Annotated in this window: 19 protein-coding genes and 1 pseudogene; 6 read left to right on the top strand and 14 right to left on the bottom strand. The window is 60.8% G+C overall.

Annotation, left to right across the window (positions count from 1 at the left end; all coding sequences use genetic code 11):
* Positions 1-47: 47 nt before the first annotated feature.
* On the bottom strand, positions 48-356 hold the full coding sequence (locus AC13QE_RS25285; RefSeq protein ID WP_488485747.1) for a DUF736 domain-containing protein: 309 nt from the start codon (positions 354-356) through the stop codon (positions 48-50).
* 392 nt (positions 357-748) lie between these two features.
* Here AC13QE_RS25285 and AC13QE_RS25280 point away from each other — a divergent pair, with 392 nt between their 5' ends.
* Both AC13QE_RS25280 and AC13QE_RS25275 read left to right on the top strand, forming a co-directional pair.
* On the top strand, positions 749-1,159 hold the full coding sequence (locus tag AC13QE_RS25280; protein ID WP_488485746.1) for a hypothetical protein: 411 nt from the start codon (positions 749-751) through the stop codon (positions 1,157-1,159).
* 163 nt (positions 1,160-1,322) lie between these two features.
* Positions 1,323-1,907, top strand: a complete 585-nt coding sequence (locus tag AC13QE_RS25275; protein WP_488485745.1) for a hypothetical protein — start codon at positions 1,323-1,325, stop codon at positions 1,905-1,907.
* Between the two features lie 62 nt (positions 1,908-1,969).
* Here the strand turns inward: AC13QE_RS25275 and AC13QE_RS25270 are convergent, their stop codons facing one another.
* The 6 genes from AC13QE_RS25270 to AC13QE_RS25245 form a co-directional block, all read right to left on the bottom strand.
* Positions 1,970-2,278 carry a DUF736 domain-containing protein gene (locus AC13QE_RS25270; protein ID WP_018326263.1) on the bottom strand — a complete coding sequence of 103 codons (309 nt, stop codon included), beginning with the start codon at positions 2,276-2,278 and terminating at the stop codon, positions 1,970-1,972.
* A 634-nt stretch (positions 2,279-2,912) separates the two neighbouring features.
* Positions 2,913-3,836, bottom strand: coding sequence for an ArdC family protein (locus AC13QE_RS25265; protein ID WP_488485744.1), 924 nt, complete (start codon positions 3,834-3,836; stop codon positions 2,913-2,915).
* Positions 3,837-4,110: 274 nt separating this feature from the next.
* Complete coding sequence (locus AC13QE_RS25260) at positions 4,111-4,698, bottom strand: hypothetical protein (RefSeq protein ID WP_488485743.1); 588 nt, start codon at positions 4,696-4,698, stop codon at positions 4,111-4,113.
* Positions 4,699-5,082: 384 nt separating this feature from the next.
* Positions 5,083-5,394, bottom strand: a complete 312-nt coding sequence (locus AC13QE_RS25255) for a hypothetical protein (RefSeq protein ID WP_488485742.1) — start codon at positions 5,392-5,394, stop codon at positions 5,083-5,085.
* Between the two features lie 133 nt (positions 5,395-5,527).
* On the bottom strand, positions 5,528-7,285 hold the full coding sequence (locus AC13QE_RS25250; RefSeq protein WP_488485741.1) for a ParB N-terminal domain-containing protein: 1,758 nt from the start codon (positions 7,283-7,285) through the stop codon (positions 5,528-5,530).
* 331 nt (positions 7,286-7,616) lie between these two features.
* Positions 7,617-7,934, bottom strand: coding sequence for a hypothetical protein (locus AC13QE_RS25245; RefSeq protein WP_488485740.1), 318 nt, complete (start codon positions 7,932-7,934; stop codon positions 7,617-7,619).
* Positions 7,935-8,226: 292 nt separating this feature from the next.
* Here AC13QE_RS25245 and AC13QE_RS25240 point away from each other — a divergent pair, with 292 nt between their 5' ends.
* On the top strand, positions 8,227-8,487 hold the full coding sequence (locus AC13QE_RS25240) for a hypothetical protein (protein WP_488485739.1): 261 nt from the start codon (positions 8,227-8,229) through the stop codon (positions 8,485-8,487).
* Positions 8,488-8,651: 164 nt separating this feature from the next.
* Here AC13QE_RS25240 and AC13QE_RS25235 read toward each other — a convergent pair whose 3' ends face one another.
* The 5 genes from AC13QE_RS25235 to AC13QE_RS25215 form a co-directional block, all read right to left on the bottom strand.
* Positions 8,652-13,745 (bottom strand): DEAD/DEAH box helicase family protein, encoded by a 5,094-nt coding sequence (locus AC13QE_RS25235; RefSeq protein ID WP_488485738.1) that lies wholly within the window; start codon positions 13,743-13,745, stop codon positions 8,652-8,654.
* Between the two features lie 99 nt (positions 13,746-13,844).
* Positions 13,845-14,246, bottom strand: a complete 402-nt coding sequence (locus tag AC13QE_RS25230; protein ID WP_488485737.1) for a DUF3085 domain-containing protein — start codon at positions 14,244-14,246, stop codon at positions 13,845-13,847.
* A gap of 13 nt (positions 14,247-14,259) precedes the next feature.
* Positions 14,260-14,868 (bottom strand): DUF1419 domain-containing protein, encoded by a 609-nt coding sequence (locus AC13QE_RS25225; RefSeq protein ID WP_488485736.1) that lies wholly within the window; start codon positions 14,866-14,868, stop codon positions 14,260-14,262.
* A 140-nt stretch (positions 14,869-15,008) separates the two neighbouring features.
* A complete protein-coding gene (locus AC13QE_RS25220) occupies positions 15,009-15,971 on the bottom strand; it encodes a DUF3991 and toprim domain-containing protein (protein WP_488485735.1) in 963 nt (320 codons plus the stop codon).
* 211 nt (positions 15,972-16,182) lie between these two features.
* Positions 16,183-16,359 carry a hypothetical protein gene (locus AC13QE_RS25215; protein WP_165422072.1) on the bottom strand — a complete coding sequence of 59 codons (177 nt, stop codon included), beginning with the start codon at positions 16,357-16,359 and terminating at the stop codon, positions 16,183-16,185.
* Between the two features lie 506 nt (positions 16,360-16,865).
* Here AC13QE_RS25215 and AC13QE_RS25210 point away from each other — a divergent pair.
* Positions 16,866-17,708, top strand: a complete 843-nt coding sequence (locus AC13QE_RS25210) for a DUF3800 domain-containing protein (protein ID WP_488485734.1) — start codon at positions 16,866-16,868, stop codon at positions 17,706-17,708.
* A gap of 85 nt (positions 17,709-17,793) precedes the next feature.
* Here AC13QE_RS25210 and AC13QE_RS25205 read toward each other — a convergent pair.
* Positions 17,794-18,544 (bottom strand): annotated as a pseudogene (locus tag AC13QE_RS25205) (ATP dependent DNA ligase).
* A 303-nt stretch (positions 18,545-18,847) separates the two neighbouring features.
* Here AC13QE_RS25205 and AC13QE_RS25200 point away from each other — a divergent pair.
* Both AC13QE_RS25200 and AC13QE_RS25195 read left to right on the top strand, forming a co-directional pair.
* Positions 18,848-19,066, top strand: a complete 219-nt coding sequence (locus tag AC13QE_RS25200; protein ID WP_488485733.1) for a hypothetical protein — start codon at positions 18,848-18,850, stop codon at positions 19,064-19,066.
* Positions 19,059-19,646 (top strand): hypothetical protein, encoded by a 588-nt coding sequence (locus AC13QE_RS25195; RefSeq protein ID WP_488485732.1) that lies wholly within the window; start codon positions 19,059-19,061, stop codon positions 19,644-19,646. The genes AC13QE_RS25200 and AC13QE_RS25195 overlap by 8 nt, the downstream gene beginning before the upstream one ends.
* Positions 19,647-19,720: 74 nt before the next feature.
* Here the strand turns inward: AC13QE_RS25195 and AC13QE_RS25190 are convergent, their stop codons facing one another.
* Positions 19,721-19,966 (bottom strand): hypothetical protein, encoded by a 246-nt coding sequence (locus AC13QE_RS25190; RefSeq protein ID WP_488485790.1) that lies wholly within the window; start codon positions 19,964-19,966, stop codon positions 19,721-19,723.
* Between the last annotated feature and the right edge of the window lie 83 nt (positions 19,967-20,049).

Below are 20,049 nucleotides of genomic sequence, written 5' to 3'. Positions count from 1 at the left end.
GTTAGAATGGAAGAGGCTCCGCCGATAGCGGAGCCTCGTGATGTCAATCAATCCCGGTTCGGGCGGGACCAGATAAGCTGGAGGCCGTCTTCGCCTTCGACCTCGGCGAGCGTTGCGTAGATTGGAGCCGCGAAACTCGGATCGTCGAGCTTGACCGAGAGGTAGTCGCGGCCCTCGCCGGAAGTTTTCTGCCAGGCGGCGCCCAGCTCGACGCTACCGGCGTAGACGCGGAACTGTGGACCCTTATCGGAAGGATTCTCGACCCGGGCGATGCGAGCCTTGACGTTGAGGGCGAGAGTGCGAATGGAGCCGTTGAAGCCGTTTTCGGTGGAGGTGAAGGTGCCGATGGTTGCCATTGTCGTATTCCTTTTCTCGTGTTCGGGCCGCGCCCATCGCGACCTCGATGGCTGTCGAACAGACCGGTGACGATCGGACCGCACCTGATAAGGCCGAAACGCAGTGGAGGGCGGCAACTGTCACTTTTGTTAGTGGGAGAGGAATGGCGGCGCAGCCGACAGGGGTAAGAAAAGGGGACGTTGCCGTTGCGGGAAGACGATCGAGGCGCAGCCGGTCTCCGGTCAGACATGCCTCATCGAGCCCGCCATGGACCGGTCCCTCGTCACGCAATGAAAGGAATTCGCACATGGCTGCGCCGCAAACACCGAATACACGCGAAAACACCGCTCTCTGCATTGACTTTAAGTTACGACGAATCAAATGCTTGCTCGCCTGACAGAGGAGAACACTGATGGCCGAAGAAACCAAGATTGAGAACACTGCGACCACAGAACCGGCGGCCGCAGCACCCGTTGAGAAGAAGACGCGCAAGCCACGGACGCCGAAAGCTGCCGCCCAAGCCAACTCCGTCGATGCCACCGCTGCACCTGCCGAAAAGCCGGCCAAGAAGACGCGTGCGAAGCGTGGCTCCAAGACGGCTCCGGTTAAGGTAGAAAAGGCGGTCGCACCGAAGACGGTCGCCACTAGCGCACCCCGCGTCAAAGCTGTTGCTTCCGCTCCGGTCGCCAGGCCTGTTGACGTCATTGATGATATCGCCGACCTGATAAAGCTTGAGGAAGAGAACAAGCAGCTTCGTAAGGAGCTCTCCGAAAAGCTGCGTGCCGAAAATGCTGATCTCCGCAAGCGGCTCGGAAAGGCCTGAGTTCTGGTTTTGAGCGGCGCCACGTATTTCCATGCGATGGCGTCGCCGATCTTTCGTCTGATTGGGTCAAGATCAATGCGGTCTTGCTGGCAGTGAATGACCGCGGCAATGTCTCGCCGCCATGCTTTGAAGGTTACATGTGATGAGAACACCATGGAGATTTGTGGCTGACCTGGTGTCGCGAAAACCGAAACCACATAGTCGTGACGAGAGCCCAGCAATCGAACCGAAAACCATCGCTCTCGAATACAAGCCTGTCCCCGAAGAGGAACAACCTGGCCTCGACGCGACCGTAGTCGACCGCTCCGCAGAACCCGTCTCCGAGGCGCAAGTCGAGGCAAGCCCACCGGAGCCTGATACCAATGCTGGTGAAGTCGGAACAGCGGCATCAGTTGCGGCAGAAGCTTCTGCGGCCGCAGTCGGCACTGAAGAGCCCGCAAAACTCGCCACCACACCACGGGCCGAGGAAACCTCACCTGCTTCCCCTAAGACCAAAGCTGTCGAAACACCGGTGAAGCCAGCGTCGGCACGTCGAAAGAAGATTGGGCCGATCGTGGAGCCGACGGCTTCGGTCGGAACTGCGTTAGAGGAACCTCCGGCCGTCGCAGCAGCCGGCCCGAAATCCTTCACGGATGAAATGGCCGACCTCGATGCGGAGGTTGCGGCGTTGCGGCGTCAGCTTGCAAAGAAGCTCGTCGAGCAGAACTCGCAATTGCGCAAGATGCTCGCCAGGTTCGATCCGCGTTAATCGCGGACCGCCGTTCCGACAGGGGAAAAGGCCCCGCCGGTGGCGGAGCCTCGTGATCTCAATCAATCCCGGTTCGGGCGGGACCAGATGAGCTGGAGGCCATCCTCGCCTTCGACTTCGGCGAGTGTTGCGTAGATCGGAGCCGGGAAGCTCGGATCGTCGAGCTTGACCGAAAGATAGTCGCGGCCTTGCTCGGAGGTCTTCTGCCAGGCCGCGCCCAGCTCCACGCTACCGGCGTAGACGCGGAACTGCGGGCCCTTGTCGGAAGGGTTCTCGACCCGAGCGATGCGGGCCTTGACGTTGAGGGCGAGAGTGCGGATGGAGCCCGTGAAGCCGTTTTCGGTGGAGGTGAAGGTGCCGATGGTTGCCATTGTCGTATTCCTTTTCTTAAGTTCGGGCCGCGCCCATCGCGGCCTCGATGGCTGTCGAACAGACCGGTGACGATCGGACCGCACCCATTCGGGCCGCAATGAAATGGAGGGCGGCAAGTCGCAGATTTGTTAGTGGGAGAGGAGGAGGGCGTAGCCTTCCGGGGTAAGAAATCTGCGAGTTGTCGTTGCGGTAAGACGATCGAGGCGTAGCCGGTCTCCGGTCAGACATGCCTCATCGAGCCCGCAGATGGGTTGCCGGAAACTCTGACGGGAAGGGATATGGCAATGGCATTCCGCTGCATTCGCCTTGGGCACGAATGGCATCGTGCGCCACGCCCAGTTCGATCGCCGTCTTTGCTTGCTTCATCAGGGGACAAGCGTTCCTGCTAGCACTGGCACGCTTGCTGACTGCGCACTGTGGGCTATCGTTGCGCGCGCGAATCGCCACCTGGAGAACTAATGCGTCAGCAGACCAAGCCGTTCATCGTCGAACGTAAACCGCCCGTAAACCCAAACCCGACACTGCAAAACCGTCGATTGGGGAAAGCTGGACGCTGACATTGCACAAGCTCTTAGCGATCAGGGTGATACGGATTACGCGGCCGCCACCGGTGGGGACGACCGCGCTTAAGCGTTAGGCCGCAGCCTTCACGTCCGCTTCCGGCTGCAGTGAATGCAGAAAGCTCACAGCGCGTTGGGCATGGGCTGCCGCCTGAAAGATCGCCCGCTTGTCGTTGGCCAGCACCGATAGCCACGATTGCAGATACGATGCATGATCCGGCCTCGGCTCGAGCTCCGGCGCGATACCGAGGTCAGCGCAGAGGAAGCAACTGCCAAGTTCGGCAATGAGTTCTTCCCGCGCCCGCTCCGTCCGGTCCTTGGCATAGCGCGACAGGTCACGTCCGACGCAATGTTCCGCCGCCGTCCAGTGGGTCGCCTCATGGCTTAGGACGGCCGCGTACCCGGCAGCATCGCGGAAAGCCTCGAAAGGCGGCATCTGGATATAATCCATGACCGGGGAATAGTAAGCCTGGTTGCCGCCGTGGCGGATGACCGCGCCGGTATTGCGGAAGAAGCGATCGGCGCTCTCGATGCGCTCGACCGGATCAAGGACCTTGGGCGGCGGCGCATAAAAGCTGTCGGGCAAACCGTCGATCTGCTCGACATTGAACACCGAATAGGCCTTCAGGAAGGGGATCTCCCGATCGACCTCGTTACCGTTCCCGTCCGCTTCAGACCTGGTGAAGCGGCTGGCGAAGACGACGGTCGAACCGGTCTCGCCCTTGCGCACGGCCCCTCCCAGTTCGAGGGCCTGCTTGAAGGTCATCCACATCGACGAGGCGAAGCCACGCGACATCTGCTCCGACCACAGGAGCAACACGTTCATGCCCGAATAAGGAAGGCCGTTGTGGCGCAGCGGCCGCGAGATACGACCATCGGTGTTGGCGGCGCTCCACGGTTTCATCCAGGGGCGGACGCCTTTTTCGAGATCCTCGACGATCCGATCGGTAATCCGCGTGTAGATGTCCGCGCGGCCCGCTTCTGATTTCTTTATCATGACTTCTCTCTCTTTCTCGTAGGACCGCGCCTATCGCGGTCCGTCACGGAGGTTCGAAGTCAGGGGCCGATGGTGTGGCCATGCACCGAAGGCCGCAACAGCGTGGAGGACGGCAAAGCCGTTGCATGGGCGCCCGGCTCCTGCAGGACCGCCAAGCGGGGCGGACCGCGATAGGCGCTTCTTTAGTTTTCCTTTTCGACATGAGAAAAGGCCGGCGCTGTAAGCACCGGCCTTGGACGAGGAAAAAAGGCGGGGACCGACCCCGCCAAGCGCGTCACCCGAGTGCCGCCAACTGAGCCTCGGCCGCCTTGCGGTCGAGCGATGCTCCGGGGTTTTCGACCGGCCGGTCGAATGGCTTCCAGGCCTCGCCGACGACCTGTTCGTAGGCTGCCACCGCACCCTCGGCTGCCATGCGCAGCGCATGGGACTGGATACCCATGTCGGCCGCGAATTCCCGCTTGCGCTGGGCGGCGCTATCATAACCGACCGGACCATCGAGATCTTCATCTCGGGCATCGTTGGATGCCTTGGCAGTTGCGTCGCGCGCTTCGGTAACGGCGCGGGAGTAGAACTGCCCGGCGCCGTGCGCCGATCCGACGAAGGCCCCGACGATACGCTGCAGATGGATCTGCATGGCCTTCTCGCCCAAGCCTTCGGAGAGGCTGTCGGCGGCCTCGATGATCAGCCGCTCATGCAGGCTGCGGATGCCATCGCTATCGACGACCGTGGTGCCGAAGCTTTCAGCGATCTTGAGTGCCTGGGCGGTGTCTGGGCAGGAGAGACGGACCATTTCGAGGGTTGCTCCTTTGCGGAGTTGCGATATCCGTGCGTTGGAGCGGTTTGGAGTTGCGGGCTTGGCCATAAACTGTTCCTTCCTTGGCTGGCGAAGCGGTTCCGGCCCGTGCCGGTCTGCCCTTCGATGCGGACGACCAGAACCGGCAAAGGGCGGGAGGCTTCACAGGTCCGATCCGGCCGAACCAGCAGGACAGGTTTGCGGGCCAGCAGGTTTCGATCTGCTTAGGCCCGCGAGCCTGCCCTTGCGCAGGGAGGCTGGGTCGGCCGCCACGCGGCGCGACAGCGGCCTTGAAACCCCCGGCCGCCGGTTCAGACCGCAGCGAACATGAAGGGCAGTTCAGCACGGCCGATATCTGGCTCTAGCGGAAGGAACAGATATGGCCAAGCCCCTCATGCCGACGACATCGAAGCCGGGCGAGTTCAGCACCAGCGGCTTCGTTTCCGGGCCTGCCTATATCGCCGGACGACGCAGAGGTCGCTTGTCGCGATGCCGCAGTTCACCGATGACCTGCTCTTGCACCGCCAGCCTGCAGGCTATCATGTCGAGTTCGACCCACCGCTCGAAGGCGAGGCTGTCGACGAGCTCCTGATGGTAAATACGAGGGCCGGATCTTCGACGCGCCCGGCTCCGGGCCTTCACCGTCATCGGCTGCCTTCCCGCGCGCGCCGTAATCTGCCGGGTCAAACATTCCGGATGCCGCTGGGTTTCTCGCCCGGCGTCGATTGCTTTCGCCAGCGTTTTCGACGCATGGGCGTCGATCATGGCTCGTCCCCCGACCTTCGCCAGCCGATGAAGGAGGACGGCCCGTCGACGGATAAACCGTCCGCACTGGTGGCAAATTCCACCCCCGAAAAATCGGGGGTGGCTGCTGCCATGCTCGACTGGGAGACGGCCGTCATGCTGCGTCCCTCTGATCGAAGCCGGCGTCGTCCTCTTCATGGTCCGAAAGATCTGCATCCTGCAGATCGTCCTGATCCGCAGCCCCGTCGAAGTGCCCGTCCTGATCCTCGGCTGGGTCGTCAACATGGTCGCCACCGTCATCTTGCGACGCCGCGCCATTGACGTCCGTGGTAGAGTTTGCCCGGATCCAATCGAGCAACTCGTCGGCTGGCGGTGCGAAGCGCGCCGACGCATGGACGAAGTGCTCGTTCGCGAAATGCTCGACAAGCGCGGCGCGAGTCTCACGAACCTTCGGACGGGGCTGCACGGATGCCTCGGCGCACGATGCTTCCAGTGCCTGGCGGGACAGGCAAAGGAGGAACTCTTCCGATCCCATGTTCGGCAGGTATTCGTCGGCGCCGATCGCCTCGCCGGCGATGCGCGAGACCATGCCGCTGCTCGACATGCCGCGGCGGCACGACAGAACGTCGATCAACACCGAGCGGATGGCGACCCGAAGCGTGTCCTGGTCGAAGGCGAGCTTGCCATGCTCGTCGAACAGGGCGACGGCATGGCGCGAGAAGCGCTTGCCGCCATAGAAGGACCCATCTGCACCGGAGTCGACACGGACGTTCTGTCCGGCAAAGGCCAGAACCATGAGCGCCATCAGCATATCATCCTCGATCGGCGCGCGGCCGAGTGCCTCGTGCAGGGCATCGGTGCGGAAATCGCCGATCATGTCATGGCCCTTCTGGGTCACGTCGGGGCGAACCTTCGGCGAGGCAATCGCGTCGCCCTCATCGCTGCCCAAGGCAGATCCATCAACATCCGCGCCCTTCGCCTTCGCCGCCTCGGGCAAGCGGTAGTGCACGGTCTGCACCTTACCATCCCGATCGAGGTAGAGTGCGGTGTAGTCGGACTTGGACGGCTTGCCGTACACTTGGCTTGCCTTCTTCGGCAGATCCGGCTGGCCCAAGCTGTTGACCTCGACAATGGCGCCACGCTTCGGCAGGTTGGCGGTCATCCACTCATGCTGGGCGCCGAGAAAGCCCTCGACATTGGTGGTGTAGCGACCGTCCTGATCGGCCGGCGCGAAGAGGTCTTCCACCCACTCGATACCATAGGCCTGTGCCAGATCGTCGCCAAAGCTCGCATCCCGGGCATACATGCGCTTCCTGGTTAGGGCATTGGAGATCTGCCACCAAGGAGCGGTGTCACCCTTCTTCGGCTTGTGCGCCTTCCAGACTTCCTTCTGGTCCACCTGGCCAGCGGCGGCGATGATGCGTAGCTGCTGCTCGGACGGCATGTCGCCCAGCGCCATCTGTTCGAGCATCGCGGGAAGGACATTCGCGAGCAGCCGCAGCTTGCGGATCTGGCGGACGGGAAGCGCGAGGGCGACCGCAATCGCCCCCTCCGTCCAGCCGAGAGCAACGAGCCGTTCGATGCCACGCCACTGATCGACCGGGTTGAGCGCCTCGCGTACAGAGTTCTCGACCATCGAGCGCATGGCACCCTTGTCGTTGGCGGCATCCGCGACAAGGATTTCGATCTCCTCCAGGCCGGCGGCGATGGCCAGTCGCACGCGGCGATGTCCGGCATCGATGATATAGCCATTTCCGCCCTCGGTTTCGGGGGCGACCACCGGCGGCTGGACGATGCCGACGGCCTTGATCGTCGCCAACATCAACGCGTCGGCCTGCGGGGACGACTTCGTCTGGCGCATCCGGTCGGGGTTTTCCTTCAGTGCACGCGGGTCAACCTTCATGATCTGCATGATGTCTTTCCTTTCGGGAGGTTCCGGACCGGCGCCTTGCCAGCCCTTCCTGTCTTCATCTCTTCTCGAAGACACCTCCCGGACCGCTGAGCGGCCGGACTGCCGCAACTGCGGCCGAGCATCCCTGCTGCGCGGGACAAGCGGGGCTGCCAGCCCTGCGAAGGACAAGGGGCCGGGATGGCGCAGGCGGCGGTTGAGCGACAGCGTCGGCAGGAGGACCGATCTGCGACGGGTTCATCCTTCCTGCTTTTCTTTTCAACAATCACTTATCGATTCGAACCGAAGCTCGAAGACGAGAGAATGCTGGCCGCAGCCATACTTCGGGGATGGATCAGGCTCGGCGTCCGAGAAGGGACAGGCCATCGGCGAGCATTCGCTTCAAGATCAGTTTCCTGCTTTCCGGTGTGGCAAAGGCAGCTTCTCGGACAGCAAGACCAGCGGGCGATGGACTGATGGTTTCAGTCGGTGAGACCGGGAGCGGCTGTTCGACCAGTGCGGCGACAACGACATGCGTGACCGTTGTCTCATCCGATTTTACCGAAACGGTGACCTGTCCTCCGGAGCGGAGGCGATCGACGCCCGTTTGAGCGGCCTCCTGCTCATCTTGCGCTTCGACCAGCGATGTCTGCGTCACCAGAAAAAATGGCATGTGTCCCTGCGATCTCTTTTACTGCAGATTCCATCCGCAAAGCGGTTACGGTCAAGATGCAGCACCTCCTCAGCGGACGCCTCCGATACAAAAAAGGCGCTCGACCCGTGAGGGGAGCGCCTTCTTCTGTATCCCGGAACAATGTCAAACGCCGCGGCGATTGCAGCGAGCAGGACATCGTCTCATCGAGAATTGATGCTCAGATACTGTTGACGAAGAGCAATTTCAAGTCGCGATTTAGATCGCCAACAGTTAGATCTCGCCGCTTATCAGGACTGGGAGGCAAAGCGACATGAGCAAAGATCCAGAGATCCGGAGAGCTATCGCCCAGCGTGCAATTGATCGGGCGCGAGCTCGTGGTGTGTCGATCGACACGGATCCCGCCTTCGTCGCCTTGCTGGAGGGATGGATCCGCGGAGACATCGACATGAAGGCCATGCGCGAACGGTATCTTGATATCATCGCTCTTCAAGCTGCGGAGCGGCGGGACCCGCGCAAAAGTCGCCTCGGCATAAACCCCTCGGAATCGTCGGAAGAGGCAAGCGAAGAATAAAAAAATGGGCCTGCGGAAACCGCGGCCCATGAAGTGTGGAGATTTAAAACCTCCAGAGGGGAACAGCTGCTGCGACGGAACTGGGAGGTGACCGCCATGTGCATCAGCTGAAGGCGTTATGCCTGAATTTTGACCAACTGGAAAACATTTATTGTGCAACGCAGCTATGCAGCTGCCGCGACGGTCTCGTTGTCCTGATCTGCCGCTAGGTGAGCCTCAAGTGCCAGCAGCTTCAGCCGCTTTTCCTTCAGGTCATCTGCGAACGCGAAAGCGCCTCCCTCTCGGGAACGGTAGGAAGCCAATCGCCGCTCGGCCTCTTCCAGACGCCCGCGATACTGGCGCTGTTCGTCGCCGAAGCCCTCAAGAGCATGCTCCAAACGCGAGATGGCGCCGAACGGCGTAACCGTGATCACCAGATCGATCTCGTAATCGGCGCCAGTGCGCTGGAGGAGAGTCTCGTAACGATAGCCATCGCCCTTGCCGAACCGCTCACCCTCATAGACAAGATCGAAGCCGCCGATCGTGCCCAAATGCACCTCGCCCTCTTGCTGCAACTGCAGAAGCGTGAGGATCTCTTTCATCAGCGCCCGACCGGCCTCCTTGCGCTCGGGGTATTCTTGACCCAGCACCGTCATCGTAAAGGCATCGCCGCCTGTCGGCTTAAGCCGCACCATGTCTTGGCCGACCTCGCCGATGCGCCGGGTCGAGACCTCGATTTCACGCTCGGCATCACGCATCTGCCGACGAACGGCATACTGATCGTCTTCGTGGGCGGCCCGCAGCCGTTCGAGCCTGGCAATATCGGCTTCCAGTCCGGCCTTCTGCATCAGGCGTTCGTCACCGGAGGCGATGGCCTTGGCCATGGCAAACTGGTTTGCGGCGCCCTCACCGATATCTTCGAGCCGACGGATCGATGTGTCGCCAGATAGGGCCGCAGCGATGAACCGCGCCTTGCGTTCGTTGTTCTGCCACATCGAGGCGTCGAGCGAACCTTCTGTCGCATAAGCGAAGATATCGACTTCCTCATGCTGATTGCCTTGGCGAACAATTCGGCCCTCGCGCTGCTCGATCTGCGACGGCAGCCACGGCACATCGAGATGGTGGAGTGCTTTCAGTCGGAGCTGGGCGTTGACGCCGGTGCCCATCGTCTCGGACGAACCGATCAGGAAACGGACCTTGCCGGCGCGGACATCACCGAACAGCCTCTGTTTGGCTTCGGTTTTCTTGTAGTCCTGCATGAAGGCGATCTGCGACGCCGGCACGCCGAGCCGGATCAGCTCGTCGCGGATGAAGCGATAGGCCGAGAAGCCGCGGGACTTTTCGACGTTGAGTGTGCCGAGATCGGAAAAAATCATCTGGGCAGCGCCCGGGAGATCGAAGTCTTTGCCGTCCGGACGCCGATAGATCGTCTCGCCAGTCTCCTTCCAGATCCGATGAGCATTGCGGACGAGTAGATTGAGCTTGTTTCCCTCCTCGTTCTCAGCCCCCGGCATGACGAAGCGCAGGTCGATCGCCGCATGGCGGCCGTCGGTGATAACCGACAGCAGAATGTCATCGCCGGGCTTAGCCGGTCCCTCACGCTGCTCGATCGCCTTGATGCGCGCGTCGAGCATCTGCTGATAGGTCTTGAACAAAACCGTTGGCTTCGCCGTCAGGATCTGCCGACGCCCGGTCGAGATATCAGGGACCTTCACATATTGCCTGAGATCCTCCGGCATGACGACATCCGCGAACGACCGGAACATGGCGATCAGTTCGGGCACGTTGACGAAGGAGGCAAAGCGGCTGACCGGTTTGTATTTGCCGGAAGGCTGGATTTCGAGCTCGGTCGTCGTATCGCCGAAGCAAGATGCCCAGGCATCGAACTCATGCAGGCTGCGTTCAGCAAGCGCGGCGTGGCCGAGCAGACGCTGGATCGAGAACATCTCGCCAAGGGTGTTGGTGATCGGTGTGCCCGAGGCCAGTACCAGAGCGCGGCCGGGGTTCTTCGTTTCGATGTAGCGGGATTTGACGTAGAGATCCCAGGCGCGCTGGGAGCCGTTCGGGTCGATGCCCTTCAGCGTCGACATGTTGGTGGCGAAGGAGAGTTTTCGGAATTCCTGTGCCTCGTCGACCACGATCTGGTCGACGCCGATCTCGGAGATCGTCAGTAGGTCGTCCTTGCGCGTCGCCAGGCCTTCAAGCCGCTCCTGCAATCCCTCTTTCAGCCGCTCAAGGCGCTTGCGCGAGACGCGGTCCTCGCCGTCGACCTTGGTCAGCAGATCCTCATAGAGCTGCAGCTCGTCCTGGATCATCTGTTGCTCGAAGGTGGAGGGCACGGCGATGAACCGAAACGCTGAATGCGTGATGATGATCGCATCCCAGGTCGCGGTTGCCGCACGCGACAGGAAGCAGGCCCGCTTTTCCTTGGTGAAGTTGGTCTCGTCAGCGACGAGAATGCGCGCGTTCGGATAGAGCGCCAGGAACTCGCGCGCTGCCTGCGCCAGGCAATGGCCGGGTACCACCAACATCGCCTTGGTGATCAGCCCGAGCCGGCGCTGTTCCATGATAGCAGCTGCCATGGTCATCGTCTTGCCGGCGCCGACGGCATGGGCGAGATAGGTCGAGCCATCGGCGATGATCCGCCAGATGCCGCGTTTCTGGTGCCCATACAAAGTAAAGGCGCCAGAGGCGCCGGGAAGTTTGAGATGGGAGCCGTCGAATTTGCGCGGCGCGATATTGTTGAAGCGATCGTTGTAATCGCGGGCCAGCCGGTCGGTGCGATCGGGGTCGGTCCAAACCCAGTCCTGGAACGCCTGCTTGATTCTCTGCAGCTTGTCGCGGGCAGCTTCGGTATCGACGACGTTGAGCACCCTTCGCTCGCCATCGATATCTTTGAAGACATCGAAGATCTGCGGCACCCGGCTGTTCAGGGCATCTGTGAGCAATTCCCCGGCATGGCGCCGGCTCGTGCCCCATTCGGATGTGCCGGCCGCCGAGTAGCCGAGCTGCCGAGCCTCGACCGTCCATGATCCGAGCTCCGGCATATGATGGATGCGGATATCGGCTTCCATCCTCTCCTTCACGAAGGCTACGACATCAGTGGCCGGGATCCACGGAGCGCCAAGGCGGGCGGTAATATCGGATGGTCGAAGATCGGCCGGCTGAACATCCTGAAGCGCACGGACATTGCGCTCATAGGCCGGATCGAGTTCGGCTGCGGCCTGCGCGGCGGCGAGCTTTGTACGGACTGCCCCTGAAAGATAAGCATCTGCGGTCTGCCAAGATCCATCAGTCGGGTCGCAAAACACCTCGTCGCCGAGCTCGTCGAGCACGGTCGCGGGATCGGTGTGGAGCAGCTCCGCGATCTGGTCGATATCGACGTGACCGCGTTCATTCAGCACGACGGCGAGCGCATCTGCAGGAGACGTGATGGTCGGCGCAACCGGTGGGGCAATCACGCGTTCGGAAAAGATCGGACCCGGCTTCGCCGTATTGGTCTCCAGATCGTAGTCCTCGATCGAGGCGACAAGCCAGCAATCGGGATCGTCGCGGAAGGGTGCGAGGTTCGGCTGCCGATGAGTTTCCTTGACCTGACCAGTCTCCGGATCTTCGGTAATGGACACCGTCGTATGGTTGATTGGCCCGAAATCCCGAACGAAGCTCGACCAGGCGATGCGCAGCCGGACCTGAAGATCCTTCCACGGCCGGTCGGTCTCCTGTGCCTTCAGCACCTCGCGCACGGCATCACGGATCGGGATCAGCTTCGAAATGATCCGAACGTGCTTTTCCGAGATGCCGTCCCCGGTGCGCCCCTTGCGCACTGTGACCGGAACTGCCACGCCATCGACCACCTGCATCAGGCCCTTCGACCGGTCGAGGAAGAAGCTCCCCTCGCGAATGGCACTGTCCATCGGCTGCAGATCAACGATTTCGCCGAGATCGTCCTCCAGATCGATGTCGATCTGCGTTGGCTCGCCGTCGTAGATGCCTTCTGGAAGAAGGCCGGTGACGGCGTTAAGGGCTGCCTCAAGACCGACGCCAGGGCAAGGCCTGCAGGTATAGGTTTCGCCGAACGGGCCGGAAGTCAGCGCGTGTTCGCCGAGCACAAAGTCGGGGTGCCGCACGAACCATCGATTGACGCGGATCGCGCCCTCGTCCTCCGACGCCGGACGCACCTCGTCCACATCGAGCCATGTCTGATCCCCCTCCAGCTCACCGGCCTTCCGCTTGCGGAAGAACAGGATGTCGACCACGACATCCGTACCGGCATCACGGCGGAAACTGCCCTCGGGCAGACGAATGGCCGCGATCAGATCGGCGGACTTGGCAATATGCTCCCGCGCCGTCGTATCGGCCTTGTCCAGTGTGCCATGCGAGGTGACGAAGGCAGCGAGCGCGCCGGGCTTCAGCAGATCGATGGACCGGGCAATGAAATAGTCATGCAGACGAAGGCCGAGCGACCGGTAGGCGCGATCCGAGCGCACGGTGCGATCGGAAAAAGGCGGGTTGCCGATGGCGAGATCGTATATCGGTGCCAGATCAGTTCGGGCGAAGTCACCATTGATGATCCGGGCCTTCGGCTGAAGCAGGCTTACGATACGGGCGGTCACCGGATCAAGTTCAATCCCGGTGACGTAGGCCGCGGTACGGTGAGGCTTCGGCATCAACGCCGCGAATAGGCCCGTACCAATACCCGGTTCCAGCACCCGGCCGCCGCGCCAGCCGAGTTTCCGAACCCCATCCCAGATCGCCTGGATGATGAATTCCGGCGTGAAATGCGCATACTGCGTGCAGCGGGCGAGCGAGGCATACTCGGCCTCGGAGACGGTCGTTTCGAGCGAGGAGCCGATCTCATCCCAGCCCTGCCGGAAATCGATTTCACCCGGCCTCCGGAATACTCCGTTGGCCAGCTCGCCGGCGCCAAAGCCGGTAAAGCGGATCAACTGCGCCTGTTCCTTTGGCGTCGCCGGCCGGTCCTGCTCGGAGATGTTATTGGCAACGAGGATCGCCGCAACGTTGGCGCGGGCACGATCCTTCCAGGACGAAGGTAAGCTGCGGTCACCCTCGAGATAGAAGTTTGCCCGGAGCCTCGTGGCTCGGGAGGGTACGGCCCTGGGGCGTGCGGATGCCGGCGCTGGCGCCGGCGGCGTGGGATCCGGATCGTCGTCATTTGCGGCCGCAGGCGAAAAGTCACCGAAAGCGGTCACGCCGAGGCCAAAGCCGGACGAGAGGGCGGTATTGCCAAACATGTCGAGCGTGAAGGGATCGTTGCTCATGATAAAATCTCCTTGTGGAAGCGCGCGTCATCGGTCCGCCAGGACGATTGGCGGCGAAGGAACGTTGATTGAGGCTGGAATCCCGCTGAGGCAGGGATGCTACGACCACTCGACGATGAAGAGTTCCATCGAGTCAGTGTCAAAGGTGATGCCGAGATGCCTGACATTGGGGGTGGCGGCGATCATTGACTCCAGCTGCACGGCGTCGATGAATTCGACACCGTCATCTCCCCCGAAGGTCTTGCGCTTCACCTCGAACCAGTCGTCGTTCGTGCGGGGATCGCATTCGAGCGCGTAGGCGACGAACGGCCTTTCGCCGTCCGGCAATTTGCCATTCGAGCAAAGGTAGACGCCGTGATCACCCACGAGCCATACACCCGGCAGCTCGTCGCGACCGGGATCAAGGCCGTAATGGGGATTGCGATAGCCGCCGTTGGCTTCGGCGTCGGCGCGACCGCGGTCGATCACCGCCCGCACGGATTCAATCGGAAAGGAAAGCATGGAAATTGCCTCCTCACGCTGCGACTGCCGCATCGGGAAGATGGCGCAGTTGGACGGGCAGTTTGTTGGCGATCTCATCGTCGGTCAGGTCGTGGAGCAGCTTCAACCTTGCGGATCCAGCTCCAGTGTAGAGAGCGATGACGCGCTGGCCCGGCAGATATTGCGGCGCGGTTGCATCCGAGTAGCCGCGATAGGCGTCCGCCGTGGCACTCCAGATGTGCTCAAGACGTTCATTCCGCGTCATCGCCCGCACGGGGCGCGTTTCTCGCTCGCTGATAGCCAATCGCATGTCTTCCACCGATCGGCCGTCGGAGAGGTCGCAATATCCATGGAAGTGACGGATGACACCGTCGATCCGCAGCGCGAAGAAAACGGATGCGACGGATCCGGTCAGGAGTTCGCGCATTGCGAACATTGAGCCCCGGATCCACAGAGGCGGCAGGATCTCGAACATATAGTCGTGTTCGCGCTCGGTGATTTCGAACCATTCGCCGGCATAAAGCGCGCTCGCGTCACCGTCGAAACGGTGAGGACGTTGCGCGTGCCGATCGAACAACCTTAACATCTGATGGTGGTCGGCGATGCCCTGATAGACTTTACGGATTGCGGAAGGGGTGCTCATTGACGGCTCCTTTGGCTCTGTCCGAACCGAAGCGCGGTGCTGCTATCAGCTCACCATCCTCTTCAGTCCTTCATGACCCCTCCCCTCACGCCGCCTCTCCGTCCGAGCGGGTCAAGGGCCGCTTTCGAGCGGGCGAAGCTTCATCCTTGACGCGGCCGGCGGGCATGCGGCAGGCCTCCGCTTGTTTCCATTCTTCTCTCCCTCCCGTCTTCCTCCCACGCCTTCAGCGCTTCATTCCAATCCTCCGACGGCGGCTTCAGCCGCAACCAGTCGCAGCCTACCTTATCGGCAATGGCACGGAGACGGCCGGCAAAGGTCTCGCCCTGGCTATTGGCGTCGGTGGCCGCGACCAGAGCAACACCGGGACGCGCGGCCAGCTTGCGGACTGCCGCTTCTGTCGCCGGCGACCACCCACCGCCGGTGCTGAGATAGAGGCTGCTCTCGCGAAGTCCCTCAAATGCCGCAAGGCTCATGGCGTCGATCGCCGCTTCAGTGACGCAAAGACGCATGGCATCGGAAGAACCAAGGCGAAACAGAATTTTCGAACCGCCTGTCGAAAAGCCCCGCCAACCGGGACCGCGCTCCTCCCAACCGGTGACAGCACCATCGTCATTGACATGCGCTGCCCACATGCTGCCATAAGGCCCTTCCCGAAGGACGTCCCTTTGGATAGCCTCCCGGATGATCATTGTCGGGAGGCAGCGCTCGGTACGCAGATAGCGCCACGTCATCGATCCCTGCCATGGGCTCCGTCGTTTTGCCCAGCGTTCAGGGACGGAAATGCAATGAGCGAGCCTTCCGGCCGGGCGAGACCAGACAGGATCCCTAGCGGCGATGCCGACAAGATCGGCCACCCGGTCCAGCGCCTCGACGAAGGTGACGCCGTCCAGGTGCTCCGTAAGACCGAAGACATCGCCTTTCGCGTCAGACATCGGATCGAACCAACCCCGCCCCCCATGGATGACGATGACGATTTCCGCACCGCGCCGGTATTTTTGGGCCTTTCGGGTGCTTTCCTTGACGTCGACGGCGAAGCCAGCCTGTTCCAACACGGCTGCGCACGGGACACGGTCGCGAAGTTCTTCCAGTTTCTCTTTCTCCATTATTTTCCCGGCGCTCTTGGCGCCGCCCCTCTCTCCAGATTCATATCTCCTGCAATTCGCGGGACCGTTTCCGGCGTCCGCGAAGAGCAAAGGGGGCAAGGGCGCGGCTGGCAATCTGCAGATTTGCACCCGCTCCAGATGACATGCCAGCAGCGGCGCAGCTTCCCTTGCCGCCTGCCGCTCGCAAGCGGCACCCAGGAGGTGAAGGGTCTCAATGAGACCCGCCCGGAACATATTCATGCACGATCTCCAGATCGTCTTCATCATCGAGTTCGTCGCTCGGCAGAACGCCGAACTCGTCGCCGGACCTGAACAGCGTGACTGGAACCATCAGGGTGCGGGAAAGCTGGAAGGCGTGGTTCTGCGCAAGCGAAAGATCCGTGTTCATCTGAGGCTCCATCTTTGGAGCGGGCCATTCCCGCTCGATGGCTCCCGTCAGTGTCTGGAACCGGTCGCGATCACCGCGGAGACGCAGCCGGAGCGGCCGCAGCTTGCTAGCGGACCCCGTCAGCGGGTTGATCGACGGAGATCCGGGGCTGGACCAGGAAGCCATCCATCAAGAGCGGGATTGGGATGCCTCCATGGACCTGCCTCCACTAACAATGATCATGTTGATGCGCATCTCATCGCTGCCGCTGGTCCACCCTGGGGCTTTTGATCTTTCCGCTCCGGACATCAAGTCGGAGTCGATGCCCATAGCTGATGGAGCCGTCTCTCCTATGCGACGTGAGGCGACGAAAGCCGGATATTCGCGATTGCGAGCCCTAGCGCATGCGGAGCCGCCCCTTGAAAAGCCAACACGCAACCGATATATATTGGTCATAGTCGAGAGCGCTGATCCGTCGGTGCGTTGAACGATTGTTTCACTCGGCTTACCGAATTCGAGCGGACCGCATGCGGTCCGCTTTTTCGTTTCAGGGGGATTCGTTGCATCTACTATATCTCGACGAGTCTGGTCACTCGCATGATCCAAGCTCCGACTTCTTTGTCCTCGCCGGGTTTAGCATATTCGAGCGCCAAACGCATTGGCTGGAAGCCCAGATAGATCCTGTCGCGGCGCGCTTCAGCTCAACCAATCCTCGGGAAATCGAGTTTCATGGAAACCCAATGCGCTCGGGCAACGGTGCCTGGAAAGGTGTGCCTCCCAATGACAGAGTTCAAGCCGTCGTCGATATCTTGTCGCTGCTGGCCGACAAGCAGTTGAAGTTGAAGGTGTACGCCTGCGTCATCGAAAAGAAGCTCTTTTCCTCTAACGATATTCTTGCGCGTAGTTTCGAGGACGTGGCGTCGTGTTTCGATGGATATCTGAAGACACTCTACAAGAAAAAGAACCCCCAACGTGGCTTGGTCATCCTCGACAAAAGCAATTACGAGGAGAAAATCCAAACCTTGTCTCATGTTTTCAAGCACGTGGGGCATGCCAATGGGCAGCTTCGGAACTTCGCAGAAGTCCCGCTTTTTCTCGATTCCAAAGCGTCTCGCCTGATTCAGATGGCGGATTTGATCGCCTACTGGATTTTTCGTCACTTTCAATCAGGCGACCAGCGCGGCTACAACCTCATAAGGCCGTACTTTGCGCGGTATGGCGTCGGGCCAGTCTCAGGCCTTCGCTGTCATGTCACACCGGAGACAGAGGCGCGCCTCGCATCGCTTCCAGTCCCAATTCACCCGTTTCCAAAAGCGACGCCGAAACTTATTGCCGCCGAAGCAGCCCCAATTTCCACGCTGGAAGATTGATGCGGTTGTCGTTTTGCATTTATTCGCAAGACTCCGCATGCGATAATTTTCAAGAGCGGCTACCCTGTGCTGATAGCTCCGCACCTCATCGCGGTAGACGATAGACCTCGGCATTGTCCTGCCGCTCCCGGAGACCTTTATACGAAGCATGGCGCAGTTTGCCGTCATCGGTCCAGGCACGATACTCGATCTCGGCGATCAATGTTGGCTGAACCCAGACGACGCCGCGCTGTTTCAGCGCGACCGGCGCCCACGCAGTCTTGAGTTTGTCCAGATCCTTGCGAAGCCTGGTCGCACCGCGTTCATTGAAGCCCGTTCCGACGTTGCCGACGTAAACGAGATCATCACCTTTATAGGCAGCGAGAAACAAATTACGGATGCCGCCGTGCGCAACAGTGGATGGTTCATAGCCGACGATGAAAAAGCTGTCGCTCTGGACACATTTCACCTTGATCCAATCGCCGGTACGACCGGAGCGATAAGGCTGCTCGCGGTTCTTCGCGATGATGCCCTCCAGACCGTGCGCACATGCGGCGGCTAGCAGTTCATCGCCATCGGCTTCGACCGCCTCGGACAGTTTTATGACGCCTGGATGATCGAGAAGAAGCCCCTCCAGGATCTGCCGACGTTCAGCGAGATCCACCGTCCCATTTTATCTCATAGAGCCATTGCGGCCCTTTCGGGACCTCGGACTTCAGAAGCGCTAGCGCCGGCTCGATCCGCTCTGGCATTGGATCGAGCGGCAATTGCGGCTGGTCGGGATCACGAGCTTTGCGTGCCCGGCTTCGCAGCGGCATTTCCGAGGTGGCGAGAAGGGGTTTCGAGGACTTCGTCATGGAAAACAGTGCAGCAGAGAAAGCTTAATGAGTCCAGTCGTTCCTCAGCCCGGCAAGAAGTCGTTCGGTTTCGCCGGCCGTTGCCGCAACCAAGGCTGCGGTGCCGCGCCGGGAATGATCCGGGTGGTTTCGCCTCGATTTTCGGGCCAGTTTCTAATCAAATGGGCACGCTATTGACTCAATTCCAAATGAGAACATAATAGGAACAAATTGCCGCGGCGATCACCGGCCGCGCAATTCCATATCGACAGGTCAGCAGTGTGAACCCCTATGATTCCAGGGGTGCAAGAGACGTATTGCCTCATGACAACCGCAGCCGCTCAGACAGATGAACCGCAATTCGATCGGGTGGCCTCGGTGCTCGACCTATTCGAAGGTGATGCCCGCGCCACGATCGGCGCTCTGCTCACCGAGCTGCAGTTCGTCCGCAGACAACTGGCTCTCTGCGAAGCTGGAATGAGCGTCGGCTTTACGCGCGGCTGGGTTCCACGTTTCGAAAGCGAAGGAGGAAGCAATGTTTGAATATTCGAGAGATCCGCGGCCAAGAGAGGGTGTTCTCACCATAAGCCAGGACGACGCGCAGGCGCTGTATGATTTCGTCGGCTATTTGGGCCGGCATGCCTTCGATACGTTCAGAGACGACCGGCCCGGCTTCCGTGGGAAGTCGCCTGACATGCTTCGCCATCTCGACGGGATGCGCGACCTGCTGGAAAACGTCATGGACTACCCGACCCTGGACGAGGAACTTTGCTGGGACGAGGCGAAGCCGCTCGCGACGGACGAGGTTCATGGCTTGCTGCTGACGGAGATCGGAAACCGGACCGCGATCCGGTTTCTCGAGATTCCGGTTTACTGGAATGACGAGCACAGATTCTTCGGGACACTTGCGCTTGCCGTCGATGACGAGGCCGGCGAAACCTGCGGTCTGTTCGAGGTCGAGGATCTCGCCGGCGAGCACGTCAGTTGCGGTCCAGGCTGGTCTCAATCCGGCGCTGATCTCGATGAGACGATCCGCATCTTCATCAATGCATTTCCACTGCAGCAATTAGAAGCGCGCAACGAGGACTGCATCAACGAGATGCTGGCTGCGAAAGTCGCTTGATGGCGGCCAATCTGTCGCGCGCCGGGGTCGGCGCGACGACATTTTCATCATATGCCAGCACTTGGCTACACATCTCAGTCGAAGGGATTATCGATATAGACCCGATCAACGAGCTTCAGACTGCGATCGGGCTGCACGATGTATGTCTCGCGCACCCGTTCGCCCCACTGGTCAGTGAAGGTGTGCGGAAGGATGCTGCCAACGGGTGACTTTTGTAACCTTTGTCGCGGCTGCCCACCGTAGGTAATGCTTCCGGGGATGGGCTCCAGCCCTTCTGTGCTGGTTTGGCAGGCCGCAAGCATGGTAGCCAAAATCCCCATGACAATTATTCTTTTCATCGCATCCTCCCGTCCCGCAACAATACACCAAACCAGACGTGAGTATCGAGGTTCCAGGAGGCAAG

This window comes from Martinezella sp. CNPSo 3957 (genome assembly GCF_057784395.1).
This window is presented reverse-complemented; position numbering and strand designations above follow the sequence as displayed.

Coding starts and splice junctions, on each gene's coding strand:
- AC13QE_RS25195 (WP_488485732.1), top strand. CDS start 19,059: ATGTTTGAATATTCGAGAGATCCGCGGCCAAGAGAGGGTGTTCTCACC.
- AC13QE_RS25240 (WP_488485739.1), top strand. CDS start 8,227: ATGAGCAAAGATCCAGAGATCCGGAGAGCTATCGCCCAGCGTGCAATT.
- AC13QE_RS25260 (WP_488485743.1), bottom strand. CDS start 4,698: ATGGCCAAGCCCGCAACTCCAAACCGCTCCAACGCACGGATATCGCAA.
- AC13QE_RS25210 (WP_488485734.1), top strand. CDS start 16,866: ATGCGGTCCGCTTTTTCGTTTCAGGGGGATTCGTTGCATCTACTATAT.
- AC13QE_RS25220 (WP_488485735.1), bottom strand. CDS start 15,971: ATGGAGAAAGAGAAACTGGAAGAACTTCGCGACCGTGTCCCGTGCGCA.
- AC13QE_RS25200 (WP_488485733.1), top strand. CDS start 18,848: ATGACAACCGCAGCCGCTCAGACAGATGAACCGCAATTCGATCGGGTG.
- AC13QE_RS25225 (WP_488485736.1), bottom strand. CDS start 14,868: ATGAGCACCCCTTCCGCAATCCGTAAAGTCTATCAGGGCATCGCCGAC.
- AC13QE_RS25245 (WP_488485740.1), bottom strand. CDS start 7,934: ATGCCATTTTTTCTGGTGACGCAGACATCGCTGGTCGAAGCGCAAGAT.
- AC13QE_RS25250 (WP_488485741.1), bottom strand. CDS start 7,285: ATGCAGATCATGAAGGTTGACCCGCGTGCACTGAAGGAAAACCCCGAC.
- AC13QE_RS25235 (WP_488485738.1), bottom strand. CDS start 13,745: ATGAGCAACGATCCCTTCACGCTCGACATGTTTGGCAATACCGCCCTC.
- AC13QE_RS25190 (WP_488485790.1), bottom strand. CDS start 19,966: ATGGGGATTTTGGCTACCATGCTTGCGGCCTGCCAAACCAGCACAGAA.
- AC13QE_RS25215 (WP_165422072.1), bottom strand. CDS start 16,359: ATGAACACGGATCTTTCGCTTGCGCAGAACCACGCCTTCCAGCTTTCC.
- AC13QE_RS25280 (WP_488485746.1), top strand. CDS start 749: ATGGCCGAAGAAACCAAGATTGAGAACACTGCGACCACAGAACCGGCG.
- AC13QE_RS25255 (WP_488485742.1), bottom strand. CDS start 5,394: ATGATCGACGCCCATGCGTCGAAAACGCTGGCGAAAGCAATCGACGCC.
- AC13QE_RS25285 (WP_488485747.1), bottom strand. CDS start 356: ATGGCAACCATCGGCACCTTCACCTCCACCGAAAACGGCTTCAACGGC.
- AC13QE_RS25230 (WP_488485737.1), bottom strand. CDS start 14,246: ATGCTTTCCTTTCCGATTGAATCCGTGCGGGCGGTGATCGACCGCGGT.
- AC13QE_RS25270 (WP_018326263.1), bottom strand. CDS start 2,278: ATGGCAACCATCGGCACCTTCACCTCCACCGAAAACGGCTTCACGGGC.
- AC13QE_RS25265 (WP_488485744.1), bottom strand. CDS start 3,836: ATGATAAAGAAATCAGAAGCGGGCCGCGCGGACATCTACACGCGGATT.